The sequence below is a fragment of the Nonomuraea sp. NPDC005501 genome, from assembly GCF_040605905.1.
Lineage (GTDB): Bacteria > Actinomycetota > Actinomycetes > Streptosporangiales > Streptosporangiaceae > Nonomuraea.
Genome location: NZ_JBEXDT010000013.1, coordinates 19436 through 42825 on the forward strand (window position 1 = coordinate 19436; position 23390 = coordinate 42825).

General features: G+C 72.5%; 24 protein-coding genes, 1 tRNA gene and 1 riboswitch. Of the genes, 15 read left to right on the forward strand and 10 right to left on the reverse strand.

The window, feature by feature from the left end; translation table 11 throughout:
* Window positions 1-2: 2 nt before the first annotated feature.
* From ngcE to ABZS51_RS09920, 3 genes are all read right to left on the reverse strand, one after another.
* A complete protein-coding gene (ngcE, locus tag ABZS51_RS09910) occupies window positions 3-1442 on the reverse strand; it encodes an N-acetylglucosamine/diacetylchitobiose ABC transporter substrate-binding protein (protein WP_355438251.1) in 1440 nt (479 codons plus the stop codon).
* Between the two features lie 191 nt (window positions 1443-1633).
* A complete protein-coding gene (locus ABZS51_RS09915) occupies window positions 1634-2848 on the reverse strand; it encodes an aminotransferase class III-fold pyridoxal phosphate-dependent enzyme (protein ID WP_355438253.1) in 1215 nt (404 codons plus the stop codon).
* Between the two features lie 69 nt (window positions 2849-2917).
* Window positions 2918-3865: a PfkB family carbohydrate kinase gene (locus ABZS51_RS09920; protein WP_355438255.1), complete on the reverse strand. Its 948-nt coding sequence runs from the start codon at window positions 3863-3865 to the stop codon at window positions 2918-2920.
* Window positions 3866-3940: 75 nt separating this feature from the next.
* Between ABZS51_RS09920 and ABZS51_RS09925 the strand changes: the two genes are divergently transcribed.
* Window positions 3941-4525, forward strand: a complete 585-nt coding sequence (locus tag ABZS51_RS09925) for a TetR/AcrR family transcriptional regulator (protein WP_355438257.1) — start codon at window positions 3941-3943, stop codon at window positions 4523-4525.
* Window positions 4526-4588: 63 nt separating this feature from the next.
* Window positions 4589-5227, forward strand: coding sequence for a class II aldolase/adducin family protein (locus ABZS51_RS09930; protein ID WP_355438259.1), 639 nt, complete (start codon window positions 4589-4591; stop codon window positions 5225-5227).
* A 27-nt stretch (window positions 5228-5254) separates the two neighbouring features.
* Here the strand turns inward: ABZS51_RS09930 and ABZS51_RS09935 are convergent, their stop codons facing one another.
* On the reverse strand, window positions 5255-6835 hold the full coding sequence (locus ABZS51_RS09935) for a DUF885 domain-containing protein (RefSeq protein ID WP_355438261.1): 1581 nt from the start codon (window positions 6833-6835) through the stop codon (window positions 5255-5257).
* A 22-nt stretch (window positions 6836-6857) separates the two neighbouring features.
* Here ABZS51_RS09935 and ABZS51_RS09940 point away from each other — a divergent pair, with 22 nt between their 5' ends.
* From ABZS51_RS09940 to ABZS51_RS09960, 5 genes are all read left to right on the forward strand, one after another.
* Window positions 6858-8063 carry a DUF4032 domain-containing protein gene (locus ABZS51_RS09940; RefSeq protein ID WP_355438263.1) on the forward strand — a complete coding sequence of 402 codons (1206 nt, stop codon included), beginning with the start codon at window positions 6858-6860 and terminating at the stop codon, window positions 8061-8063.
* A 221-nt stretch (window positions 8064-8284) separates the two neighbouring features.
* Window positions 8285-8662, forward strand: coding sequence for a roadblock/LC7 domain-containing protein (locus ABZS51_RS09945; protein WP_355438265.1), 378 nt, complete (start codon window positions 8285-8287; stop codon window positions 8660-8662).
* Window positions 8663-8665: 3 nt separating this feature from the next.
* Window positions 8666-9730 (forward strand): hypothetical protein, encoded by a 1065-nt coding sequence (locus tag ABZS51_RS09950; RefSeq protein ID WP_355438267.1) that lies wholly within the window; start codon window positions 8666-8668, stop codon window positions 9728-9730.
* Entirely contained in the window at window positions 9727-10158 is a 432-nt protein-coding gene (locus ABZS51_RS09955) for a roadblock/LC7 domain-containing protein (RefSeq protein WP_355438269.1), read from the forward strand. The genes ABZS51_RS09950 and ABZS51_RS09955 overlap by 4 nt, the downstream gene beginning before the upstream one ends.
* 39 nt (window positions 10159-10197) lie before the next feature.
* Window positions 10198-10569, forward strand: a complete 372-nt coding sequence (locus ABZS51_RS09960) for a hypothetical protein (protein WP_355438271.1) — start codon at window positions 10198-10200, stop codon at window positions 10567-10569.
* A gap of 19 nt (window positions 10570-10588) precedes the next feature.
* Here the strand turns inward: ABZS51_RS09960 and ABZS51_RS09965 are convergent, their stop codons facing one another.
* The 4 genes from ABZS51_RS09965 to ABZS51_RS09980 form a co-directional block, all read right to left on the reverse strand.
* Entirely contained in the window at window positions 10589-11428 is an 840-nt protein-coding gene (locus ABZS51_RS09965) for an alpha/beta fold hydrolase (RefSeq protein WP_355438404.1), read from the reverse strand.
* 264 nt (window positions 11429-11692) lie between these two features.
* Complete coding sequence (locus ABZS51_RS09970) at window positions 11693-12508, reverse strand: hypothetical protein (RefSeq protein ID WP_355438273.1); 816 nt, start codon at window positions 12506-12508, stop codon at window positions 11693-11695.
* Between the two features lie 188 nt (window positions 12509-12696).
* Window positions 12697-12833, reverse strand: a riboswitch (cyclic di-AMP (ydaO/yuaA leader).
* 184 nt (window positions 12834-13017) lie between these two features.
* Complete coding sequence (locus tag ABZS51_RS09975; RefSeq protein WP_310713424.1) at window positions 13018-13221, reverse strand: DUF5302 domain-containing protein; 204 nt, start codon at window positions 13219-13221, stop codon at window positions 13018-13020.
* A 73-nt stretch (window positions 13222-13294) separates the two neighbouring features.
* Window positions 13295-14155: an aldo/keto reductase gene (locus ABZS51_RS09980; protein WP_355438276.1), complete on the reverse strand. Its 861-nt coding sequence runs from the start codon at window positions 14153-14155 to the stop codon at window positions 13295-13297.
* Window positions 14156-14442: 287 nt separating this feature from the next.
* Between ABZS51_RS09980 and ABZS51_RS09985 the strand changes: the two genes are divergently transcribed.
* Window positions 14443-14835: a DUF1232 domain-containing protein gene (locus ABZS51_RS09985; protein ID WP_355438278.1), complete on the forward strand. Its 393-nt coding sequence runs from the start codon at window positions 14443-14445 to the stop codon at window positions 14833-14835.
* A 35-nt stretch (window positions 14836-14870) separates the two neighbouring features.
* On the opposite strand, the gene ABZS51_RS09990 is transcribed toward ABZS51_RS09985, so the two are convergent.
* Entirely contained in the window at window positions 14871-15248 is a 378-nt protein-coding gene (locus ABZS51_RS09990; protein WP_355438280.1) for a VOC family protein, read from the reverse strand.
* Window positions 15249-15360: 112 nt separating this feature from the next.
* Between ABZS51_RS09990 and ABZS51_RS09995 the strand changes: the two genes are divergently transcribed.
* Entirely contained in the window at window positions 15361-17151 is a 1791-nt protein-coding gene (locus ABZS51_RS09995; RefSeq protein ID WP_355438282.1) for an alpha/beta hydrolase, read from the forward strand.
* Window positions 17148-17618 (forward strand): hypothetical protein, encoded by a 471-nt coding sequence (locus ABZS51_RS10000; RefSeq protein WP_355438284.1) that lies wholly within the window; start codon window positions 17148-17150, stop codon window positions 17616-17618. Before ABZS51_RS09995 ends, ABZS51_RS10000 begins: the two co-directional genes overlap by 4 nt.
* Window positions 17619-17677: 59 nt before the next feature.
* Here the strand turns inward: ABZS51_RS10000 and ABZS51_RS10005 are convergent.
* Window positions 17678-17751 (reverse strand) — tRNA-Lys (locus ABZS51_RS10005).
* A 128-nt stretch (window positions 17752-17879) separates the two neighbouring features.
* Between ABZS51_RS10005 and ABZS51_RS10010 the strand changes: the two genes are divergently transcribed.
* The 5 genes from ABZS51_RS10010 to ABZS51_RS10030 all read left to right on the forward strand — a co-directional run bounded on the left by ABZS51_RS10010 (window position 17880) and on the right by ABZS51_RS10030 (window position 23385).
* Window positions 17880-18719 carry a MoxR family ATPase gene (locus ABZS51_RS10010; RefSeq protein ID WP_355438406.1) on the forward strand — a complete coding sequence of 280 codons (840 nt, stop codon included), beginning with the start codon at window positions 17880-17882 and terminating at the stop codon, window positions 18717-18719.
* A complete protein-coding gene (locus tag ABZS51_RS10015; RefSeq protein WP_355438286.1) occupies window positions 18712-20073 on the forward strand; it encodes a VWA domain-containing protein in 1362 nt (453 codons plus the stop codon). Before ABZS51_RS10010 ends, ABZS51_RS10015 begins: the two co-directional genes overlap by 8 nt.
* Before the next feature lie 185 nt (window positions 20074-20258).
* Window positions 20259-21836 carry a PP2C family protein-serine/threonine phosphatase gene (locus ABZS51_RS10020; protein WP_355438288.1) on the forward strand — a complete coding sequence of 526 codons (1578 nt, stop codon included), beginning with the start codon at window positions 20259-20261 and terminating at the stop codon, window positions 21834-21836.
* A complete protein-coding gene (locus tag ABZS51_RS10025; RefSeq protein WP_355438290.1) occupies window positions 21836-23014 on the forward strand; it encodes a cobalamin B12-binding domain-containing protein in 1179 nt (392 codons plus the stop codon). Before ABZS51_RS10020 ends, ABZS51_RS10025 begins: the two co-directional genes overlap by 1 nt.
* Window positions 23011-23385, forward strand: a complete 375-nt coding sequence (locus tag ABZS51_RS10030; protein ID WP_355438292.1) for an STAS domain-containing protein — start codon at window positions 23011-23013, stop codon at window positions 23383-23385. The genes ABZS51_RS10025 and ABZS51_RS10030 overlap by 4 nt, the downstream gene beginning before the upstream one ends.
* The last annotated feature ends 5 nt before the right edge of the window (window positions 23386-23390 follow it).

Here is a 23390-nt window from a genome sequence, read left to right on the forward strand (position 1 = left end):
GGCTACTGGCCCCGCATCTGCTTGGGGACGGAGCCGTCCTTGCGTACCTTGTCCGCCTTGTCCTGCATCCTGGCGCAGAACTCCTCGGGGGTGATCCGGCCGGCCATGACCACGTTGATCTGCTCGGCGCCGTAGTCGAACAGCTCCTTGTACCAGCCCTCGAAGCGCGCGTCGGTGATGATGTTCTGGCCGGCGGCGTCCTGGGCCTTGGCGGCGCTGCGCAGGCCGGGGGTGAGGTCGAGTCCCTCGGCGGCGCCGTTCACCACCGTGAGGTTCTGGGTCTTCTCGGTGAAGCCCCGGGCGCCGTCCTTGGAGAGCATGACCCGCAGGTACTCCAGGCCGCCCTGCGGGTTCTTGCCGTGGGCCGCGACGAAGAAGTTCTCGCCGACGCCGACCTGGATCGCGCCGTACGGCATCTTGTCGGCCGCCGTCACGTCCGGGATGGGGGCGATGGCGTACTCGAAGCCGTCGGGCTTGTCCTTGGCCATCTCGTTCTCGATCCAGGAGCCGACCGGGTAGAAGAGCAGCTTGTCCTGCAGGTGCTTGACCTGGGTCTGGGTGTGGTCGAGGCCGAAGTACGCCTTGTCGCCGTACTTCGCCTGGATGTCCGCCCAGGCGGCGACGGCCTGCTCGACCGGGTCGGCCTTCCAGGCGTTGTCGATCAGGTTGTCGATGTCGATGAGCACCTGGTTGCCGCCGATCTTGGCGGCCGTGTAGAGGACGTTCCAGAGCTGGTAGTACGGCCCCTTCTGCCCCGGATAGGCGAACAGCAGGATGCCCTCGGCCTTGGCCGCCTCGCCCAGGGCCGTGAACTCGGCCCACGTCCTGGGCGGCGTCCACCCCTTGGAGGCGAACAGCTTGGCGTTGTACCACAGGGCGCGGTGGGAGACCGTGTAGTTGAGGACGAGGTCCTTGCCGTCGATCTTGGCGTTGTCGATGACGGCCGGGGTGACGACGTCGCGGATCTTCTTGGCGGGGTCGTCGATCGAGGGGGCGTCGAACAGGGCCGTCAGGTCGGCCAGGTGCCCCTGCTTGGCCAGTGCCACCAGGTCGAGGGCCTCGGGGCCGGAGTTGTTGACCACGTCGGGCACGTCGCCGCTGACGAACAGCGGGCGGAGCTGGGTGCCGATCTGCTGGGTGGCGTTGTGCTCGACCGCCGCGCCGGGGAACTCCTTCTTGTACAGCGCCTCGTGGACGTCCTTGGCGTACGCGTCGCCGTAGCCGCCGCTGAAGATGGTGACCTTCAGCGGCTTCTTGGCGTCCACCCCGAACGGGTTCGCGGCGCTCGTGGAGCCGGTGGCGGAGCTGACGGGCGCGGCCGGCTCCTCGGCGCCGCCGGTGGCGCAGCCGCCCAGCAGGCCCGCTCCGGGCCCCACGATCAGCGCCGTCATGCCGATGCGCCGGATGAGCTGCCGTCGGGTGATCTCTCCGGGGTGGGTCATGGGGGCTCCTGGAGGGCAATTAGGAAAGTTTCCTAAACGTTTGCCCGAACGTACGGACGGCCCCCGAGCTGCGTCAAGGGGACGCCATCGAGACGTGACCCTGCCGTGACCCCGTGGCGCCCGGATGATCCCAGGACAGCATCGTCCACCACCGGCGAGAAGGGCAAGAGCCGCGAACCGCCCGAGACCGGTCAGCCCAGGTGGGCGCGGGTCTCGGCGAAGGCCAGGTCCGTCCCTTCGAGGGCGCGGGCCACGTCCTCCTCGGTGTGGGCGGCCGACATGAACCAGTTGTGCCACGGATGGAGGTAGACCCCGTGCCGCAGGCAGGCGTCGCTCCAGTACAGGGCCGTGGACAGGTCGGCGTCGCCGTCGAAGCTGAGCCACGGGATCGTCACCGGGCCCGTCTGGTTCACCGTGAAGCCGTGCACCTTGGCCTGCGCGTACAGCCCCTCGCGCAGCCGCGTGCCGGCGCGCTCCATCGCGGCGATGCCGTCCTCGTCGCGCAGCGTCTCGATCGTCGCCTTGGCCGCGGCCATCGCCACCGCCGAGAACCAGAACGAGCCCGTCGAGTACAGGGTCTGGGCCGCGCCGCGCAGCGCGTCGGTGCCCGTCACGGCGGCGATCGGGTAGCCGTTGGCCATGGCCTTGGACCAGGCCGTCAGGTCGGGGCGCACCCCGTACGGCTCCCACGACCCGCGCAGGTCGACCCGGAACCCGGCCCGCACGTCGTCGATCACCAGCGCGGCCCCGAGCCGGTCGGCCAGCGCCCGCGCGCCCCTGGCGAAGGCGGGCTCCACCAGCTCCTGGTCCTCGAACGAGTCATGCTTGAACGGCGTCACGATGATCGCCGCCACGTCGCCCTCGACGGTCGCCGCCGCGGCCTCCAGCGACTCCACCGAGTTGTAGGCGAACTCCACCAGGTCGGCGCGCTCGTTCGGGGTGGTGCCGGCGGTCGACGGCGTGCACCACGGGTCGGCGCCGTGGTAGGCGCCGTGGGCCATGAGCACCTTCGTGCGGCCGGTCGCCGCGCGGGCCACCATGAGCGCCTGCGTGGTGGCGTCGGTGCCGTTCTTGGAGAACATCGCCCAGTCCGCGCTGGGGACCAGGTCCACCAGCAGCTCGGCCAGCTCCACCATGACGGGGCCCGGCCCGTTCAGGCAGTCGCCCTGGGCGAGCTGCCGGGCCGCGGCCTCCTCCACGCGCGGGTGCCGGTGGCCCAGCACGACGGGGCCCCAGCTGCACATGAAGTCGATGTACTCGCGGCCGTCCACGTCCCACTGCCGGCAGCCTTCGCCGCGCTCGAAGAACTGCGGGTAGCCGGGGGCGAAGATGGCGGCGTTGAGGTGGCCGTACATGCCGCCGGGGACGACTTTCAGCGCCCGCGCGCGCAGCTCGGCGTCTTTCATCGGTCAGGCCTTCTCTCGGATCGTCGGGACGCGTCAGGACGCGCTTCGGGGCACGCCTCGGGGCATGCCTCAGGACAGCAGGGCGAGCGTGGAGTCGAGGTCGGTGATGCCGGCGTCGGAGCCGAGCCCGGTGGCGACGCGGGCGGCGGCGGCCGTCCCCCAGCGGGCGGCGCCCAGCACGTCCTGGCCGTGCAGCAGGCCGGTGACGAAGCCGGCGCAGTACGCGTCACCGCAGCCCGTCGTGTCGGAGACCTCGACCTTCAGGGCCGGCACGTGCTCGACACCGTCGGCGGTGGCGACGAGGCTGCCGTCGCCGCCGAGCGTGACGATCACCCCGCGCGGTCCGTCGGCCAGCAGCTCCAGCGCCGCCTCGGCCACGTCCCCGCCGTCGCCTTCGACGCCGTCGCCGTGCTCCAGCCCGGCCATGAGCAGCGCCTGCGACTCGTTGGGCAGCACGTAGTCCACGTGGGGCAGGAACACCCTGGCCATGCCCAGCAGGTCGGGCAGCTCCGACAGCAGATCCATCGTCACGACGGTCCCGCCCGCGCGGAGCGAGTCGAGCAGCTCGAAGAACCGCGGATCGCCCAGCCCGAACGTCACGTCCATCCCGCCCAGGTGGACGGCCCGCGCCCCGCGCAGCGCCTCCACGTCGAGGTCGGCGAGCGTCACGCCGAGGTTGGCGCCGGGCACGTGGAAGCTGGGCCGGCCGCCGTCCGGCCTGATCGGCAGGATCGACGCGGCCGTCTGCTCCCCCGGCCTGCGCACCAGGCGCGAGGCGTCCACGCCGCGCTTGGCGAGCACCGCCAGCAGGAAGTCACCGAGCTCGTCGTCGCCGACGGCGCCCATGGTGACGACCTGGTTGCCCAGCTTGACCAGGTCAACGGCGGTGCCGGCGGCGGCGCCCGCGGCGGTCAGGCGGATCTGGTCCACCAGCACGGTGTCCTGGCCCTCGGGGATGCGCTCGACGGGCCTGGCGAGGATGTCGACGATGTGGACGCCGACGGTGACGACGGTCATGGTCTAAATAGACAGACGTCCGAATAAAAAGTCAATATGCTGGGAGCGGTACGACGCACGAGGGGGGACGACGCCTTGCCGAAGATCGTTGACCACGACGAGCGCCGGCGCGAGCTGCTGTCGGCGGCCCGCCGGGTGATCGTCCGGGACGGCATCGACGCCGCCACCACGCGTGCCATCGCCAAGGAGGCGGGCTACTCCAACGGCGTGCTCGCCCACTACTTCACCGACAAGGACGAGATCCTGCTGTCGGCGCTGCGCCAGTCCCACCAGCGCATCCGCGACCGCATCACCGGCAGGGTGGACGGCGTCACGGGGCTCGCGGCGCTGCGCGAGGTGCTGCTGGACAACCTGCCGCTGGACGCCGAGCGCACCCAGGAGACGCGTCTGGAGGTCAGCTTCTGGAGCCGCAGCCTGGCCGCCGAGCGGCTGGCGGAGGTCCAGCGCGCCGAGGGCGGCGAGCTGCGCGCGGCGGTGCGGACCCTGCTCGCGCAGGCGCGGGAGGCGGGCGAGCTGACCACCGAGGACAACCTGGACGACGTCACGGAGCACCTGCTCGCCCTGGTGGACGGCCTGAGCCTGCACCTGCTCCTCTACCCCGCCCGCCTGACGCGGGTGGACCTCGAACGCCTCATGCTCACCCACCTCGACCGCCTCTGACCTCTTCCTCGCGGCCTCCGTTCAGCGTTGATGTATTTCGGACGACCGACTACATTGCCGCTCATGAGCCCCCGTGAGCAGCTGTGCGCGTACGGCAGGCGCGCCGTCGAGCTGGGACTGGTGATCGGCACCTCGGGCAACCTGAGCGTCCGCCAGGGAGATCTGGTCGCCGTCACCCCGTCGGGCGTGGCGCTGGACCGGCTCACTCCCGAGATGTGCCCGGTCGTGGACGTCGAGGGACACCTGGTGGAGGGCGACCTCCAGCCGTCGTCGGAGACCCCGATGCACCTGGCCGTCTACGCGAGCACGCAGGCCCAGGCGGTGGTCCACACGCATTCGGTGTTCGGCACGGTGGTGGCGACCACGATGACGGAGCTGCCGCCGATCCACTACAACGCGCTGCTGCTCGGCGGCACGGTCCGCGTCGCCCCCTACGCCACGTACGGCACGACCGAGCTGGCCGGGCACGTGCGTGAGGCGCTCGACGGCCGGCAGGCGGCGCTGATGGCCAACCACGGCGGGGTGACCATCGGCGCCACCCTGGAGCAGGCGTTCGAGGCGACCCGGCTGCTGGAGTGGCTGTGCGAGGTGTACGTGCGGGCGCTCGGGGTGGGACGGCCGGCCGTCCTCACGTCCGAGCAGCTGGACGCGGTGGTGGAGCGGGCGTTCGACCCGCCCGTGTTCCCGCGCCGGCCCGCCTGAGGCCGGCGCCGGAACAGGGCATGGGGCTCAGCTGCGCGGGGCTCCGGTGACGGCCTTCTCCGCCAGGCCGAGCGGCAGGCCGCCCGAGCCGGCGATCAGGTCGTGGAACGCCTTCGGGGAGCCCTCGTACGACTGCCTGATGCGGTCGATCTCGATGGCGCCCGTCAGGTACGACGGCGCCTGCGTGGGCCAGGCGCAGTAGCGGCTGACCTCGCCCTGGGCCGTCCCCGGCGTGAGCGACGCCTTCGTGGACATGAACTCCTCGGCCTGCTCGATCGTCATGTCGTCGCAGTGCAGCGCGGTGTCCACGACCATCCGGGCGGCCCGGAAGATGCGGCAGTCCAGGTGGGCCAGCTCGGTGGCGGGGGTGTCGAAGTAGCCCTCCTCGTGCAGGACCTTCTCCACGTACAGGGCCCAGCCCTCGGTGAAGTACGGCGTGCGGAACACCTTGCGCGCCGTCCGCGGGTTGCCGGCCATGTGCGACAGGTGCCAGTGGTGGCCCGGGTACGCCTCGTGGACGGCGATCGAGGGCATCTGGGCCCGCGAGTTCGTGCGCAGCCGCTGCCGCACCTGCTCCTCGGTGAAGCCGTCCGGGGTGTACGGCACGAAGAACACGCCGGTGCGCGAGCTGGTCAGCGGCGGCGGGGCCAGGTAGTGGGCCACGGCCAGGATGGGCCGGGTGTACTCGGCCGACGGCAGGACCAGGCACTCCTCCCCCTCGGGGAAGGTGACCAGGTCCCGCTCGCGGACGAACTCCCGCGCGCGCAGCGTCTCGGCCTCGTACTCGGCGCGCATGTCCGCCAGCGTCGGCGGGTGGTCGTCCATGAGCGACTCCATGGCGGCCCGCCAGTCGGTGGTGCCGTTGACGCCGCGCGCCACCTCGCGCATGCGCTCGTCGAGCGCCGCCCAGGCGGCCTTGCCCTTCTCGTGCAGCTCCGGCGCGCCGTACCCGAGCATCTCGCGCTCGCGCAGCAGCGTGGAGTACAGGCGCTCGCCCATCCGCCACGTGCCGCCGCACTCGAAGCCCTCCAGGAACGTGACCAGCTCGTCGAAGGCGCGGCCGGCGGGCTTGGCGGCCTCGGCGAGCTGGGCCCGCGCGTCCGCGTCGGCGACCATGGCGGGCACGGTCTCGGTGAGGAACCTGCGGCCGGTCCGGGCCTGTCCGAGCGCCCGCTGCACCAGGAGGGGGGCGGCGAGGTCCGGGTCGAGGTTGGCGCGGCAGGCGGCCAGCACGCCGGGCACCTCGGCCAGCCGCGAGACGGCGGCGGCGACCAGCTCCGGCTCGGGCTTGAGACGCTGCTGGAACGGGGTGTAGAGGGCGTTGAAGATCGGAGCGAGGTACGCGGCCGGGTCGCGGCGCCACTCCGGCCAGGCGGCGAGCGCCACCGAGCCTCTCAGCTGGGAGACGACGAGATCTCTGTCGAGCTCGTCGTCCAGGGTCGGGGTCTCCGTCGCGGACAGCCGTGCCAGCCAGGCTTCTTCCTCGCGGGCGCGGGCGGTCCAGGCCTCGGCGGAGAAGTCGCCGAGTGTGTGGTCGTAGCCGTCGGCCCCCAGGTTGCTGGCGATGACCGGACGACCGGAAAAGTACCACTTGAGAAACTCGTCCACTGCCGCACAATATCCTGTAGAAATGCCCCTGCAGATCACCGGCGCGCTTGATGATCCTGACCTCATCGGCCTTCCCTGGGACCGCCCTCTGGCGGAGTGGCCCCAGCACCACCTCGTCGACCTCCCCCGGGGCATCTCCCGGCACGTCGTCCGCTTCGCCCGGCTCTCCGGCAAGGTGTACGCGATCAAGGAGATCAGCGAGCGGTACGCCCGTCGCGAGTACCAGCTCCTCTGGGACCTGGCCCGGCTGGACGCCCCCTCGGTGGAGCCGGTCGCCTACGTCACCGGCCGGGACGAGGGCCTGGACGCGGCGCTGATCACCCGGCACCTCCAGTTCTCGCTGCCCTACCGGGCCGTCATGTCCGGCACGCTGCGGCCCGACACGCTGACCCGGCTGCTCGACGCGCTGGCCGTGCTGCTCGTACGACTGCACCTCAACGGGTTCTACTGGGGCGACTGCTCGCTGTCCAACACGCTGTTCCGCCGGGACGCCGGAGCGTTCGCCGCGTACCTGGTGGACGCCGAGACCGGCGAGATGCACCCGATGCTCAGCCAGGGGCAGCGGCTGGCCGACATCGACGTCGCCCACACCAACATCTTCGGCGAGATGCTCGACCTGGAGGCCGGCGGCCTGCTGCACCCGTCGGTGGACCCGATGGAGACGGCCGAGGACATCGTCACGCGCTACCACCGGCTGTGGGAGGAGATCACCCAGGACGAGATCATCGAGGAGGTCGACTGGCACCGGGTGGAGCAGCGGATCCGGCGGCTGAACCTGCTCGGCTTCGACGTGGCCGAGATGATGGTGCGGCGCAAGGTCGGCACCGGCCGGCTCATCGTGCGGCCCAAGGTGGTCGACGCGGGCCACCACCAGCGGCGCCTGCTCCGCCTGACCGGCCTCGACGTGGAGGAGAACCAGGCGCGGCGGCTGCTCAACGACCTCGACGGCTTCCGCGTGGCCAAGGGCCTGCGGCACGAGGACGAGGCCATCGTGGCGCACCGGTGGCTGGCCGAGGTGTTCCAGCCGACGATCGACTCGCTGCCGGCCGGCCTGCGGGCCAAGCTCGACCCGGCGCAGCTCTTCCACGAGGTCCTCGACCACCGGTGGTACCTGTCGGAGGAGGCGGGCGCGGACGTGGGGCTGGCGACCGCCGTGAAGTCGTACATCGAGAACGTCCTCGTCCACAAGCCGGACGAGGCGGCCATCCTCCCGGACGAGCCCGCCTGAGGCCCCCGGCCTCGGCCCTGACCTGCGAAAAGGCGAAGAATATTCGTCTAAGTCATCCCCAATACGGATAACTCGGAGAAAGCTGCGCCGCGGTGGGGTTTTTCTCCTTCCGCGCCGTATAGCTTTCGTACCGCTGCCGACCGGCTCCGCTGCGTGACACCGGCGCGCTCCTACGCTGTCCCAGTCTTCAAGGAGTCTTCGGGACGGCGAGGGGAGGATCCGTGCTCGGGCTGGACGACTGCCTGACCGAGGTCATGGCCATACCGGGCGCGCTGGACGCCATGCTGCTCGACCAGACCAGCGGCATGGCGGTGGCGGCCAGCGGCGCGCCCCAGGGCGTCGACACCGAGCACTCCGCCGCCGCCCTGACCGAGACGCTCCGCGCCACCATGGACGGCCTGGCACGCTCCTGCCCCGGCGACACGGTCCGCATCGACGACATGCTCGTCACCACCGACCGCGGGCACCACCTGCTCAGGCTGATGGAGACCGTGTTCGAGGGGCCGCTGGTCATCTACGTCCGCCTCGACCTGGAGCGCTCGAACCTCGCGCTCGCGCGCCACCGCCTGCGGGACATCTCCGGCCGGCTGCTGGCGTGACCCATGGGGACCCTCGACACGCTGCTGGCGAGCCTCGCCAACGACCGTCCCACCGGCGCGCTGCGCGTCGGCCGGACCGGCACCGTCTTCCTCGACGAGGGACGGATCACGTACATGGAGTGCGCCCAGACGCCCGGCGTCGAGCGGCTGCTGGCCGCGCGCGGCCGGATCCCCGAGGCCGAGCTGCGCCGCCTCCAGGCGGACGGCGGCTGCGAGCGGCTGCTCGCCGAGGGCCCGGTCACGCTCGGGGAGCTCCAGTACTGCGTGCTGGGCGCCGTCCTGGACGCCGCGTTCTTCCTGCTGCCGGCCACGGGGACGCGGCCGAAGTTCCGGCCCGGCGAGCGGCACTGGCTGGGCGGCCGGTGGTACTTCGAGGTGTCCGGGCTCGTGCGGGAGTGCGCCCGCCGCCGGGCGCACCTGGCCCGGATCTGGCCGTCCGCCGACGTGGACACCGCTCCGGTGCGGCCCGCGCCCCGGCTTCCTGGGCAGGGGGTGACGCTCAGCGCCGTCCAGTGGGAGGTCGTCACCCGCGCCGACGACGCGGCCGCGCCGCTGGACCTGGCCCGGCGGCTGGGCCGCTCCGGGTACTCGGTGCTGCTGGCCGTACGACGGCTGGCGGCGGCCGGGCTGCTCGCGCCCCCCGGCCCCACCCCGCCCGCGGAGCCGGCGCCCGTACGGCCCACATCTCCGCAGGCGCCCCCGCACCCGCGGTCGCCGTCGGAGCCCGGGCATCCGGAGCCCGCGACGGGCGGGGAGCAGGACGCCCCGTTGCCCAGGCGGCCACGCGGCGGCCGGCGCTCCCGCCCCTCCCCCCAGACCCCGGATCCGGCGGATGCGCCGCCTCAGCCGCCGGATCCGGCCGGCCCTCCCACCGCCCCGTTCCCCGGCGTCTCCAGCGGGCCGCCCGGCATGCCGCTCGCGGCGCCGGCCGGTCCGCCGCCTCTCCTCCCCGACGCGGCCGGCGCGCAGCCGCACGCGGCCCGCCCCCTCGGCCCCGCCGTGACGGCGGACCCGGGGGATCTGGCCCTGCTCATGCGGCTGAAGAAGGCGCTGGAGGAGCTGGCATGAGGTTCCCCCCACTCACCGTCGTGAGACTGCCCTCGTTCAGAAGGAGGCCACCGGTGGAGCTGCACGACGAGGTGCTCAAGGAGATGGTGCTCCTGCGGGAGCGCACCCCGGACGTCAGCGGCAGCGTCGCCTGCACGGTCGACGGACTGGCCGTCGCCTGCGACCCCGCCGTGGACAACGGCGAGCGGACGGCCGCGCTCACCGCCGCCCTGCTCGCCATGAGCAGGCGCATGCTCGCGATCTCCGGGAGGGGCGACCTGGAGGAGACGCTCATCTCGGGCACGGCCGGGTTCGCCGCGTTCTACGCCGCGGGCCCCACCATCGTCCTCACAGTCCTGGCCCAGCCCGGCACGAACCTCGGGCTGCTCCGGCTGGAGGGCCGCAGGACCGCGGCCGCCCTGGCCGCCATCGCGGCACGGACGCGATGACCGTCCACCAGAGAAATCAGCAGAGAACGGAGAAATGACATGGCCAGCATGGACGTCTCTCTCAAGGAGATGATGACGATCGACGGCTCCATCGGGGCGGCGGTCGTCGACCACGGCAGCGGCATGACGCTGGGCTCGCTCGGCGGCTCCAAGGAGCTTGACCTCCAGGTCGCGGGGGCCGGCAACACCGAGGTGGTCAAGGCCAAGCTCCGCACGATGGACTCGCTCGGGCTCAAGGACGCGATCGAGGACATCCTGATCACGCTCGGCTCGCAGTACCACATCATCCGGCCCATCAGCGGGCGCGGCGGCAAGGGCCTGTTCCTCTACCTGGCCCTGGACCGGGCCCGGGCCAACCTGGCGATGGCCAGGCACCAGCTCCGCTCCATCGAGGAGAAGCTGGACGTCTAGCCGGGCGGCGCCGGCGGGGTCATCCGGCGGTCAGCTTGGCGATGGCGGCGACGAGGTCCGGCCAGAGCGGACGCGGCAGGTCGTGGCCCATGCCGGGGAAGGTCAGCAGCCTGGCCCCGGGGATGGCCTCGGCGGTGGCCCGGCCGGCCGCGAGGGGGACGAGCTGGTCGGCCTCGCCGTGGACCACGAGCGTCGGCACGTCGAGCCGGCGCAGCCGTTCGGTGCGGTCGCCGGAGGCCATGATGGCCGCGAGCTGGCGTGCGGTGCCGGGCGGGTCGAAGCAGCGGTCGAACGCGCGGGCGGCCACGTCCGCGATGCGCGCGCGGTCCGGCTCGAAGCCGGGTGAGCCGATCACCGCCCAGGCGTCCTGGGCCCGCGCGACCACCTCCTCGCGCCCGGCGGGCGGCGTGGCCAGCAGCACCGCGCTCGCCGCCGGCGTGGGAGGGGCGACCCGCGAGCCGGGCGTGGACATGATGGAGGTGAGCGTGAGCACCCGGCCGGGATGCCGGATGGCCAGCGTCTGGGCGATCATGCCGCCCATCGAGGCGCCCACCACGTGGGCGGCGCTCCAGCCGAGCGCGTCCATCAGCCCGGCGGCGTCGTCGGCCATGTCGTCCAGCAGGTACGGCGCCGGGCCCCCGAGCACGGGCTGGCCGAGGTCGTGCAGGTGCGTCGACAGGCCCGCGTCGCGGTTGTCGAAGCGGACGACGTGGTGCCCCTGCTCGGCGAGGAGGTGGCACAGGTCGTCGTCCCAGTGGATGAGCTGGGCGCCGAGGCCCATGACGAGGAGGAGAGGACGACCCCCGGCCGCGCCGAAGCTCTCGTAGGCGATCTCGATGCCGTTGGCCTTCGCTCGCATGGTCACGAGAAACAGAATGACATTCGGATCGCGGGCCGGTAAAGCCCCCACGCGGGGACCCGTGTGCGCGGAAATGCGCGCACCCCGCCCCGGAACCGCCGGGGCGGCGGCGGTTCCGGAACGGGGTGGCGAGGTGGGGGCCTGGATGGAGAGGCAGGCAGGCCCCCGGGGGAGGCCGGACCGGACGGGGTGGCGTCCGGACCCGGCCGATGGTCGGGTGCCGGCCCGTGTGCCGCCTGAGGGGGCGGCATGCGGGCCGGGCGGTCAGCGCTGGACGAGCTTGCGCAGGCGGTCGCGGCCGAGGTACAGGCCGCCGCCGACCGCGGCCACGCCCACCAGGGCGAGGCTGGCCGAGGTGCTCAGACCCTCGTCGCCGGAGGCGGCGTCGCGGGCCTCGGTGCGGGTGGTGGGCTCGGAGGCGTTCACCACGCCGGCGTCGTCCTTGTCACGGGAGGAGACGGAGGTGCCCTTGCCCGCGGATCCGGCGCCGGACTCCTCCGGAGTGGTGGACTTGTCCTCGGCCAGCACCGGCGGCTTGGCCGGGTTGTGGTCGACGCGACGCCAGGCGCCGGTGGAGAAGGCGACCGGGTAGTTCTTCTTGCCCGCGCCGTTGCCCCACTTGGTGATGACGTAGCTCACCTTGATGTGGCCCTGGCCGCCGACACCGTCCACACCGAGCGTGCTGGAGTTGAAGCGGCCGCCGGTGAGCTGGGCGAAGGTCTTGGCGTCGAGGTCGAGCATGACGCCGCTGCTGGAGGGCACGCCCGGGCCGCGGTCCCCGACGAAGAAGGGGGCCTTCTTGCCCTTGTACATGACGTAGCCCTCGGTCATGAGCGGCCAGCTGGGGCTGGCTGCCAGACCCTTCTGCATGGGCTTGCCGCTGGCCGGCAGGCCGGTGTCACCGGCGCGGCCGGAGGAGTCGTCCCAGAAGTAGGAGGCGGTGGTCGAGCCCTTGAGGAGAACCTGCCGGCCTTCGTCGGTGTCGGCGTGCGCGGCCGTGGTGCCGGCGCCGATGGTGAGCGCGCCGAGTACGGCCGCCGTGAAGAGGCTGAAGGAACGCATGCCAAGTCGTTCGGACATGTGTTGAAAAAGTCCTTTACGTGGGGGTACAGAGGGGCGCGCTCCGAAGAGATGGGGACGCGTAGCCGGGCAGAACGCCGAACGGGCGCTACGCGAGAGCGCGAGAGAAGGTCAGGGGGAACGGGTGCCGCTCAGGAGGCGGCTGGTGACACTGCCCCGTCCGGGGGTACGCGGTAGCGCATGAAGTCTTGTCCTCTCCATCTCGCCTACCGGGTTAGCTGACGGGTTCGGACGTGGAGATGCCCTACCGGCCAGGTGCGGCCGGATTCACCCCAGAAGTGGGTCCCCGGTTCCCGCGCTGTGCGGGATTCGGCGCCGGCCAGTCGCCGCTTCCTGACGAAGGGCTAGGTCACTGACCGGAATGTGTTTGACTCTAGCCAGCGAACCGGACAAAAGCAAAGGTAAGCCCATAAATCGGGCGAAGATCTACCTTTCAGGCAAAGAAAAAGAGGGGTACGGCATGCCGTACCCCTCCAGGAAACCAGGTCTCAGCCCGTGCTCCGGGCGCCTCAGCCTCCGCTCTTGCGCCGGAAGGAACGCTTGCTGGCGGCCGGTCCGTGAGCGCCGTGAATCTTGGAAGCGTCGCCGCCCCTGCCACCAGCGCCCGAGTCGGCCTGCCGGGCACGCTTGCGCTCCAGCGCCTCACGGAACTTGCGCTTCAACTCGTCCTCGGGAGTTGCTTCGCTGGCTTCCGGCTCCGGTGTTTCCGTCATGAGGACCTCCTGGTGTTGGGGACATTCAAAGCTTCGCACGCCCGAACCCGCCGCGCGAAACCGGCGGGCCTCCTCAGCCGCCTAGAGCGGCGAGCTCCTCGGAGGTCAGGACCAGGTCCGCCGCCGCCACCGAGTCGAGGATGCTCTCCGGCCGGCTCGCCCCCGGGATCGGGACCACGACCGGGCTGCGCGCCAGCTCCCAGGCCAGGCAGACCCGCTGCGGAGACACCCCGCGCTGCTCGGCCACCCTGGCGAACCCCTCGTGCGCGCCGCCGAGCCGCCCCGCCGCGCTGATCCCGCCCAGCGGCGACCACGGCAGGAACGCCACGCCCAGCTCCTCGCACAGGTCCACCTCGGGCTCGCTGGAGCGGAACGCGGGCGAGTACTGGTTCTGCACACTCGCCAGCCGGCCGCCGAGGATGTCGTAGGCGATCCTGATCTGGCGCGGGTTCGCGTTGGAGATGCCCGCCATCCGGATCTTGCCGGCGTCGAGCAGGTCGCGCAGCGCGCCGATCGTCTCCTCGTACGGCACGGCCGGGTCGGGCCGGTGGTGCTGGTAGAGGCCGATCGCCTCGACGCCCAGGGCCTTCAGGGACCGCTCACACGCCTCGACCAGGTACGACGGCCGTCCGTCCACGGCCCAGCCGCCGTCCGGGGGCCGCGTGTGACCGCCCTTGGTCGCCACCAGCACCGCGTCGCCGTCACCGCCCCAGCTCGCGAGCGCCTTGGCGACCAGCCGCTCGTTGTGACCCACCTCGTCGGACGAGGGCGTGTAGGCGTCGGCCGTGTCGATCAGCGTCACGCCGGCGTCGAGCGCCGCGTGGATCGTCCGGATCGACTGGGCCTCGTCGGGCATGTGCCCGGCCACCGACATGGGCATCGCGCCGAGACCGATGGAGCTGACGGCGGTTTGTCCGAGTGGTCGCGTGTTCATGCGGACCATCCTCCCCCTGGGGCGACCGAAAGAGGAAGGCGACCCCACCGGTTTCGCCAGCCGGGGGTGACGCTTGTGGTCAGGCGCCCGGGGTGCGGGTGCCACGCACAGGGCGGGCACGTGGAGCCGTCGGGTGTGAGGACGGGGGCGGGGCGGGCGGGCACGTGGACCCGTCGGATGTGCGGACGGAGGCGGGCGTGCCGGGGGGTCGCCGTACAGTGATGTGGGGGTCGTGCCGGCTGGAGGCCGGGCGATGATCGTCACGGCTCGGAAGAGGGCGGAACGTCGTGCGTGGCTGGTTGATCGGGCTGGCGGTCACCGTCGTGTGCGTGGCGGCCACGTGGGGTGTGCTCGTCCTGCTGGCGCGCCGCCTGCCGCCCGGGCTCGCGCGGGACCTCGCCGCGTTCATCCCCGACTGCCTGACCACCGTCCGCAGGCTCCGGAGCAACCCCGCGGTGCCGCGCCGGGCGAAGATCGCGATCGTGATCGCGGGTGTGTGGGTGGCCAGCCCGATCGACCTGATCCCGGAGTTCCTGCCGGTCATCGGCCCGCTGGACGACATCGTGGTGGTCGCCCTGGCCCTGCGGTACGCCGCCCGGCAGGTGCCCCGCGAGGTGCTGCTGGACGCCTGGCCGGGCGAGCCCCGGCTGCTCCTCCGCCTGCTCGGCGACCGCGGCTGACCACCACTCGCGCGCACCGGCGAGCGGCGGCGAGCTCAGTCGTCCAGCCTCATGCGGAGGAGGCAGAACTCGTTGCCCTCTGGGTCGGCCAGCACGTGCCACGACTCCTCGCCGGTCTGCCCCACGTCCGCCGGCCGGGCCCCCGCCGCGAGCAGCCTCTCCAGCTCGGCGGCCTGGTCGCGATCGGTCGGGTTCACGTCGATGTGCAGCGGGAGCTTCCCGGGCCTCGGATCGTCGGACGGATTGAACACGAGGGTCGGCTGCAGCCCCCCGAACCCGGTCTCCCCCGGCCCGATCTCCACGCTCCCCTCATCCCGGTCTATCACCACGAACCCAAGCACTTCACACCAGAACGCCGCCAGCCGCTCGGGGTCGCGACAATCCAGCACCAACTCACTGATCCGACAAGCCATGAACACTTCACTACCCCGCCCCACCGGAGATTCATGCCGCATGCCCCGATACCCGGAGGAGTCGCCGATCGCCTGAGGGCCCGCGGACTCCCCTGGCATTCTTGGCCGCGTCATGGCGGATCACAGCGCGGCGGCGCTCGCGGCGTACGAGCGGGCGGCGGCGGCACTGGCCGCGTACGGGCGGGCGGCGGCACTCGCGGCGGGCCATCACGCCGGCCTCGACCCGGCGGCCCGGCTCGCGCACGCCCACGCCTGGGTCGGCGGCGGCGCCCCCGCCTTCGCGGAGGACCTGGCCCGCCACCGGGCCCGCCTCCAGTCCTCGCTCGCGGACGCGCTGCACGCGCTCGCCCTCCTCGTCGTACGGCACGGCGGACAGGCACCGGCCGTTCCCGCGCTGACCACGTCCGTCGCGGCTCTGGCCCCCGCCCCGGGCCGCTTCCAGGGCATCGAGCAGAACGCCATGACCGCCCTGGTGGCGTCCCTGGGTCACGCCGCACAGACGCTGCCGGTCGCCGGGGCGCGCCTCGCCGCCGAGCTGTCCGCCCACGGCCTGCCCGCCGAGCCCGGCCACGAACTCCGCCGCATCGCCACCTGGGCCGCCGCCCACGGCGACGACCTGCGGCGCCGCCTCAACCTGATCCGCGAGACGGTGCCCGGCCCGTCGCTGCCGGCGGGGCTGGCGGCGTACGGGCTGTTCGGCGGCCACGCCCCCGACCCGGGCGGCGCGGAGCGCCTGCTGGCGCGCATCGCGGCGGGCGAGGAGCACGCGGTGACGCGGCTGCTGACCGTCCAGGAGAACGGGACCGACGCGGGCCTGGCGGCGCGGGTCGCCGCGTGGTGGCACACGCTGCCGCCCGAGGCGCGGGAACGCCTGGTGACGCTCCCGTGGTCCGGGCTGCTGAACGGCCTGCCGGCGACGGTCCGGGACCGGGCCAACCGCCGCGGGCTGGCCGAGGAGCGGACCCGGCTGGAGCGGGAGCTGGAGACGGCCACGGCCGACCTCGGCCGGCTCGCGGACCCGGGCCTGCTGGGCGGCTGGGAACGCATCGCCGCCCGGCTGCGGCGCATCGACCTCATCGAGTCGCAGCTCCGCCCGGTGGCGGGACATCCGGCGCCGCTGCTGCTGGCGTTCGACGTGACGGGTCAGGGGCGGCTCGTCGTCGCCTGGGGCGATCCGGACACGGCGGACATCACGGTCACGTCCGTGTCGGGGCTCACGTCGGGGCTGGACGCCGCACGGGGGGATCTGGAGCGGTCCCGGGCGTTGTGGCAGCAGGCGCGCGCGACCAGCGGAGAACGTTCGATAGCGTCGATCACCTGGCTCGGCTATGACGCCCCGCAGATCGACCCGGGCCTGTTCGACATCACCAGGTCCGTCGCCGCCGACAACGCGGCGGCCAAGGGCGGCAGGGCGCTCGCCGCGTTCGCCGACGGCCTGCACGCCGCTCACGCGCCCTCGGGGACGGCGCGCAACGTCGTCATCGGGCACAGCTACGGCTCGCTCACCACGGGCCACGCCGCCGCCCTCCGCCCGGGCAGGCTCGCGGACGACCTCATCCTCATCGGCAGCCCGGGGACCGGCGTCGACCACGCCTCACGGCTGGGCGTCGACCCGGCGCACGTGTGGGTGGGCGAGGCCGGCAACGACCCGGTGGCGGCACTGGGCAGGTTCGGCAGGGACCCGGGGGACGAGTCGTTCGGGGCCAGGCGTTTCCCGGTGGGACGAGAGGTGTTCACGGAGGCGCACAGCAGCTACTGGAAACCTCATTCGCCTTCGCTGCGCAACATGGGGCGACTTATCAACGGTCAATACGACATGCTCACCGCTCCAGTGCCGCTGAACTGCACCCCCCAACTCCTCATGCCAGAGCTAGGGCCCGAGTCGCCCAGTTCGAAGAGGTGAACGACGTGTTCCGACTTTTCGCCGCTCTTGTCCTCGTCATTTCGGGATGCTCCATGAACCAAGCCACAGCCACCTCCACCCAAGCACTCGCTCGTGTAGAGGAGCTCATTCACGACACTGCCAACGCCCTCACTCCCCGACCGCGACTGGAACCGATCCACTCCTTCGAGGCACCCAGCCCGTGCCTGGACGAGGACAAATCTCAAGACCGAGTCATCGTGAGCCGTGCCTACTGGCTTCGTGACGTCCCGAAGACCGACAACATGTCGATTTCACGGCAGGTTCACACCTACTGGGAGGCCCAGGGCCATCACATCATCGCGGGGGGAAACACCAATAACCCGGACCTGAGCGGCACATCCCACCCTGAGGGCTACACCCTTACCCTCACCTGGGCAGACGGGGATGATCTCTACCTTGGGGCGGCCTCCACCTGCGTCTGGCCGGATGGGCACGCGCCCGGGTGACCCAGTCTCCTCAACACGAAGACCCCAGGACGCCGGAGCGCCCTGGGGTCTTGTTGCGGTGCGCCGCCAGGGACTCGAACCCCGGACCCGCTGATTAAGAGTCAGCTGCTCTAACCAACTGAGCTAGCGGCGCGTTGCTGAGAGGAATATACCGGCACTCGGCATCCTGGTCGAATCGGTCGGAGTCCGGCATCAGGCGGGGCGGGACCGCCGGACCCGAGCAGACTAGAATAAGGTTCGGCTGTGACGACAGGAGCCTTCATGTTCGACTCCCCCGCCGAGGTCGGTGAGCGGCTCGCCGCCGCGGGATACCTCTCCGACGACGCCATCTCCACCTCCGTCTTCCTGGCCGCCGCGCTCGGCAGGCCGTTGCTGGTCGAGGGGCCCGCCGGGGTGGGCAAGACGCAGCTGGCCAAGGCCGTGGCACGGGCGAGCGGGTCCGAGCTGATACGGCTCCAGTGTTACGAGGGGCTGGACGAGGCGCGGGCCCTGTACGAGTGGAACTACAAGAAGCAGTTGCTTCGCATCCAGGCCACCAGTACCGACGAGGACATCTTCGGCGAGGAGTTCCTCCTCGAACGGCCGCTGCTGAAGGCCATCCGGGCCGGCGTGCCGACCGTGCTGCTGGTGGACGAGACCGACAAGGCGGATGTCGAGGTGGAGGGGCTGCTGCTGGAGCTGCTGTCGGACTTCCAGGTGACGATCCCCGAACTGGGCACCATCTCGGCGGTCCGCAGGCCGTTCGTGGTGCTGACCTCCAACGCCACCCGCGAGCTGTCCGAGGCGCTCAAGCGCCGCTGCCTGTACCTGTACATCGGCTACCCGACGCCCGAGCGGGAGCGGGACATCGTGCTCGCGCAGGTTCCGACGATCCGTGCGGACCTGGCGGAGCAGCTCGCCCGTACGGTGGCGACGCTGCGGGGGCTGGAGCTGAAGAAGGCGCCGTCCGTGGCGGAGACCGTCGACTGGGCCAACACGCTGCTGGCCCTGGGACGCGAGGAGCTGGACGAGGCGACCGTCGCCGGGACGCTGGGCGTGGTGCTCAAGCACGCCTCCGACCACCGGCGGGTGTTGAAGGAACTGGGCCTGTCCGGTGGGTGAGTCGCTGGTCGGCAGGCATGTCGGGTTCGTGCGGGCCCTGCGGGAGGCGGGACTGCCCGTGTCCGTGGCCGAGGGGCTGGACGCGGTACGGGCCCTGCGGGTGATCGACCTGGCCGAGCGCGAGTCGCTGCGCGCCGCCTACGCGGCGACGCTGGTCAAGCGGCCCGCGCATCGGCCGGGGTTCGACGTGCTGTTCGACCTGTGGTTCCCGCCCGTCATGTCGGGGGGAGCGGACGAACGTCTCCGGTGGGAGCTGGAGGAGGCGTCGGTCGCCGAGTTGCGGGAGCGGCTGGCCGGGCTGGTGACCGGGGGCGGCGACGCGGAGATGCGGGAGTTCGCCCGGGCCATGGTGGAGCGGTTCGGGCGGCAGCAGGCCGGGCCGGGTCGCCAGAACTGGTTCTCCTACAGTGTCATGCGGGCCCTGTCGCCCGAGACGCTGATGGCCGGGATCCTTCGTGAGGTCCTCGCGGGACGCGAGCGCGGCGGCCTGGCGGAGCGGACGGTCCGTCAGCAGGTGACGGCCGGGGTCCGGCGCTTCGAGGAGGCGGTGGCCGCCGACGTGCGCCGCCGCATCGCCGAGGACTCGGGCGTGGAGCGCATCGCCCGCTCGGCCGTGCGCCCGCCGCTCGACCAGGTCGACTTCCTGCGGGCGACCAGGGAGGACCTGGCCGGGCTGCGTCGCGAGGTGTATCCACTGGCCAGGCGCCTGGCGACCCGGCTGGCGATCCGCCGGCGGCGGGGCAGGCGGGGCCGGCTCGACTTCCGCCGGACCGTGCGCGCGTCCCTGCAGAGCGGCGGCGTGCCGCTGACGCCGTCGTTCCGGCCGCCCCGCCCGCACCGGCCCGAGCTGGTCGTGCTGTGCGACGCCAGCGACTCGGTCTCGTCGTTCGCGCATTTCACGCTGCTGCTCACGTACGCGCTGAGAGAGCAGTTCGCCAAGGTACGGGCGTTCGGGTTCGTGGACACGGTGGACGAGATCACCCGGTTCTTCCGGCCCGGGACGGACGTGGTCGACGCCATGACCAGGCTGGCGGACGAGGCCGACATGGTGCGGTTCGGCCGTACCAACTACGGTTACGCGCTGGAGCGCTTCGCCGAGCGCCACGGCGACGCCGTGGGGCCGAGGACGTCGCTGCTGATCCTCGGCGACGCCCGCTCCAACTACCAGCCGCCCGCCCTGGACACCCTCAGGGCCCTGGCCGGCCGGGCCCGCCACGCCTACTGGCTGAACCCCGAGCCGAAGGCGCAGTGGGACACCGGCGACTCCGTCGCGAGCGCGTACGCGGGGGTCGTGCCCATGTACGAGTGCCGCAACGTCTCCCAGCTCACAGCATTCATCGAGAGCCTCGACTGACCCTCCGGCCACGTTACCGTCCAGTAGGAACGAGGGAACGTGGGCTACAGTGGGCGGAAAGTCCGTAAAGGGCGATATGACATCGAGGAGGCAGGGCCCGCCTGGGGCTCGCGATTTTGACGGGTGCAACGAGCGAAGCGGAACACAGCCGGGCCGGAACCGTGTGGCAGGACGCGCCGTATCCGGTGCTGCTGATCGACGGTGACGGCGTCATAGGGCTCGTCAACGACGCGGCCCGGGCTCTGCTGCCCGCGGCCGCCCCGGGGGTGCCGCTGGCCGACGCCGTCCCCGCCTGGCTGTCCCGGGCCCACGACACCCTGACCGGCCGGTCCTCCCCCGTGCCACCGCCGCCCCTCTCCGAGCCGCGCGCCGCGTCCGAGGGCGCCGCACGCGGGCCGGTGGGTGATCGGATGTTCGATGCGCACCCGTCGCCCGGCGACGGCTCGTCCGTGGTCTGGTGGCTGGTGGACGCCACCGACCACCACCGGGTGTCCGAGGCGCTGCGGATCGAGCGCCGGCGAACCGCCTTCCTCGCCGAGGCGTCCAACGAGCTGCTCTCCTCCCTGAATCTCGGCCGCTGCATGGAGGTCACGGCCCGCCTGGCCGCCCGACACCTGGCCGACGCCGCCCTGGTCATCCTGCCGAAGTCCGGGCACAGGCATCCGGTGGCCTACTGCGGGCCGGACGGCCGCGTGGTCCGCGAGAGCCTGTCCGTGGACCTGATGCAGGTACCGGGGCTGACCGAGGCGCTGCGGGGGTTCCCGCCGACGCCGTCGCGCTGGATCGACCCCGCCTCGGCCCCCGGCTGGATGGCCCGCGGCGAGCTGGGCGAGCCGGGGTCCATGGTCGTCACGGCCCTGCCCGGCCACGGGGTTCCGGCGGGCGCGCTCGTGCTGCTGCGGCGCTCCGGCCAGGCGGGCTTCTCGGAGGGCGAGGAGGTGTTCGCGCGGCTGTTCGCCGCACGGGCCGGGGCCGCCATGTCCGCCGCGCGCCTGTACGCCGAGCAGACGGCCATCACCGAGACCCTGATGCGCGAGCTCCTGCCGCCTTCGACCAGCCACCTGGACGGGGTGGAGCTGTCGGCCCGCTACCGGCCCGCGGGTGCGACCGAGCTGGTCGGCGGCGACTTCTTCGACCTGCACCCCGCCACGGAGCCGGGCGGGGAGTCGCTGGTGGTGCTGGGCGACGTGTGCGGCAAGGGCCTGGAGGCGGCCGTGCTCACCGGCCGGATCCGTACCACGCTGCACGCGCTGCTGCCCATGGCCGACGATCACCGCCGGCTGCTCGGGCTGCTCAACGACGTGCTGCTGCGGGGTGACCGCAGCAGGTTCGTCACGCTGGTGCTGGCGTCCGTACGACGGGACGGCCCCAGGGTGACGGTACGGCTGACCAGTGCGGGCCACGAGCCTCCCCTGATCCTGCGGGCCGACGGCCGGGTGGAGGAGTCCCGCACCCGGGGCACCCTGATCGGCATGCTGGAGCGGATCACCAGCACCACCGAGTCCGTGGTGCTGGAGCCGGGCGACACCTGCCTGCTGTACACCGACGGCGTGACCGAGGCGCGCGGCGGCCCGCTGGGCGACGAGCTGTTCGGCGAGCAGCGGCTGCGCGAGGAGCTGGAGCAGTGCGCCGGGATGCCGCCCGAGGCGGTCACCGAGCGCGTCCAGATGCTGGCCGCGCAGTGGGCGGGCGGCGGCGACCACGACGACGTGGCGGTGATCGCCATCACCGCACCCCGCGCGGGCCGGGGCGTGGAGCGGTGATGGCGGGCAACGCTCCGAACGGCCCTGAGGCGGACCGGGCGGGGCTGCTGTGGGAGGCCGCGGCGGCCGGTGACGAGTACGCGGCGGTGGACGTGGTCCTGGCCGCCCTCGACGACGGCGTCGACATGGAGAGCCTGCTGATGGACGTCGTCGTGCCGGTGCAGGCACGGGTGGGCCGCGAGTGGGCGGCCAACCTGATCACGGTCGCGCAGGAGCACACGATCACGGCGGTCAACGAGCGCGTACTGGCCGCCCTGGCCCACCACCCCGCCGCCCGCGATGCCGCCCGTACGAGCCGGCGGGCGCGCGAGTCCGCCTCCGCAGCGGCGCGGGCGGGGGGTCGTGTCACGGTGGCGTGCATCGACGGGGAGTGGCACGCCTTCCCCGCGCGGATCCTCGCCGAGGTGCTGCGCCTGCGCGGCTGGACGGTGGTCTACCTGGGCGCGCAGGTGCCCACGCAGCATCTGATCGCGCACCTGCACCGCACCGGCCCGGACGTCGTGGCGCTGTCCAGCTCGATCGCCACGCGGCTGCCGGCCGCGCACGCCGCCATCACGGCCTGCCAGGCGACCGGCACTCCGGTGCTGGCCGGTGGCGCCGCGTTCGGACCCGACGGCCGCTACGCCCGCCTGCTCGGCGCGGACGCCTGGGCCCCCGACGCCCGCTCGGCCGCCGACCGGCTGGCGGACGGCCCCCCGTCCCGCCCTGCCCCGAGCCGCCAGGCCGTCGACGACCTGCCGCACCTGGACGACCAGGAGTACACGCTGGTCACCCAGTCCGCCCCGCGGCTGGTCAGGCACGTCATGGACGGGCTGCGCGAGCGCGTCCCCGCGATGGCCTCCTACACCCCCCAGCAGCTCCGCCACACCGCCGAGGACGTGGCGCACGTCGTGGACTTCCTCGCGACTGCCCTCTACCTGGACGATCCAGGTCTGTTCGGCGCCTTCCTGACGTGGACGGCGGAGATCCTCACGGCGCGGGGCGTCCCCGCGCGCACGCTGCTGCCCGCGCTGGACCTGCTCGCCGCGCGGCTCACCGACTTCCCCCGGACGACGGGCCTTCTCGCGTACGGGCGCGAGGCGCTGCGTACCGCCGGCGTCCCCGCCGAGGCCGGTCCCGCGGTGGACGTCACCGCTGTGCCCTCGCCCGCCGTCGACGCTCCTGGAGGCAGCGCGTGACCGGCTTCGTTCCCGAGCCGCTGGAACTCACCCAGGAGACGCCCGCACCGCACATCCTCCGCATCTGCTTGCACGGCGATCTCGACCACACCACCGCGCAGGAGTTCCTCGAAGCCGTCACCGCCGCACTGACCGGGTCCGGCGCGCCGCGCGAGCTGCGGATCGGCTGCGCCGGGCTGCGGCTGTGCGACTCCAGCGGCCTGTCCGCTCTGCTGGTGGCCCGCCGCCGGGCGGGCGAGGCGGGCGCGCTGCTGTTCCTGGACGACCGTGGCCCCGCACTCGAGCGGCTGCTGGACATGACCGGCACCCTCGCCCACCTCACCGGCGAGAGCGCCCCACGCCACGACGACCACCTCGACGACCGCGTCTGACCTGG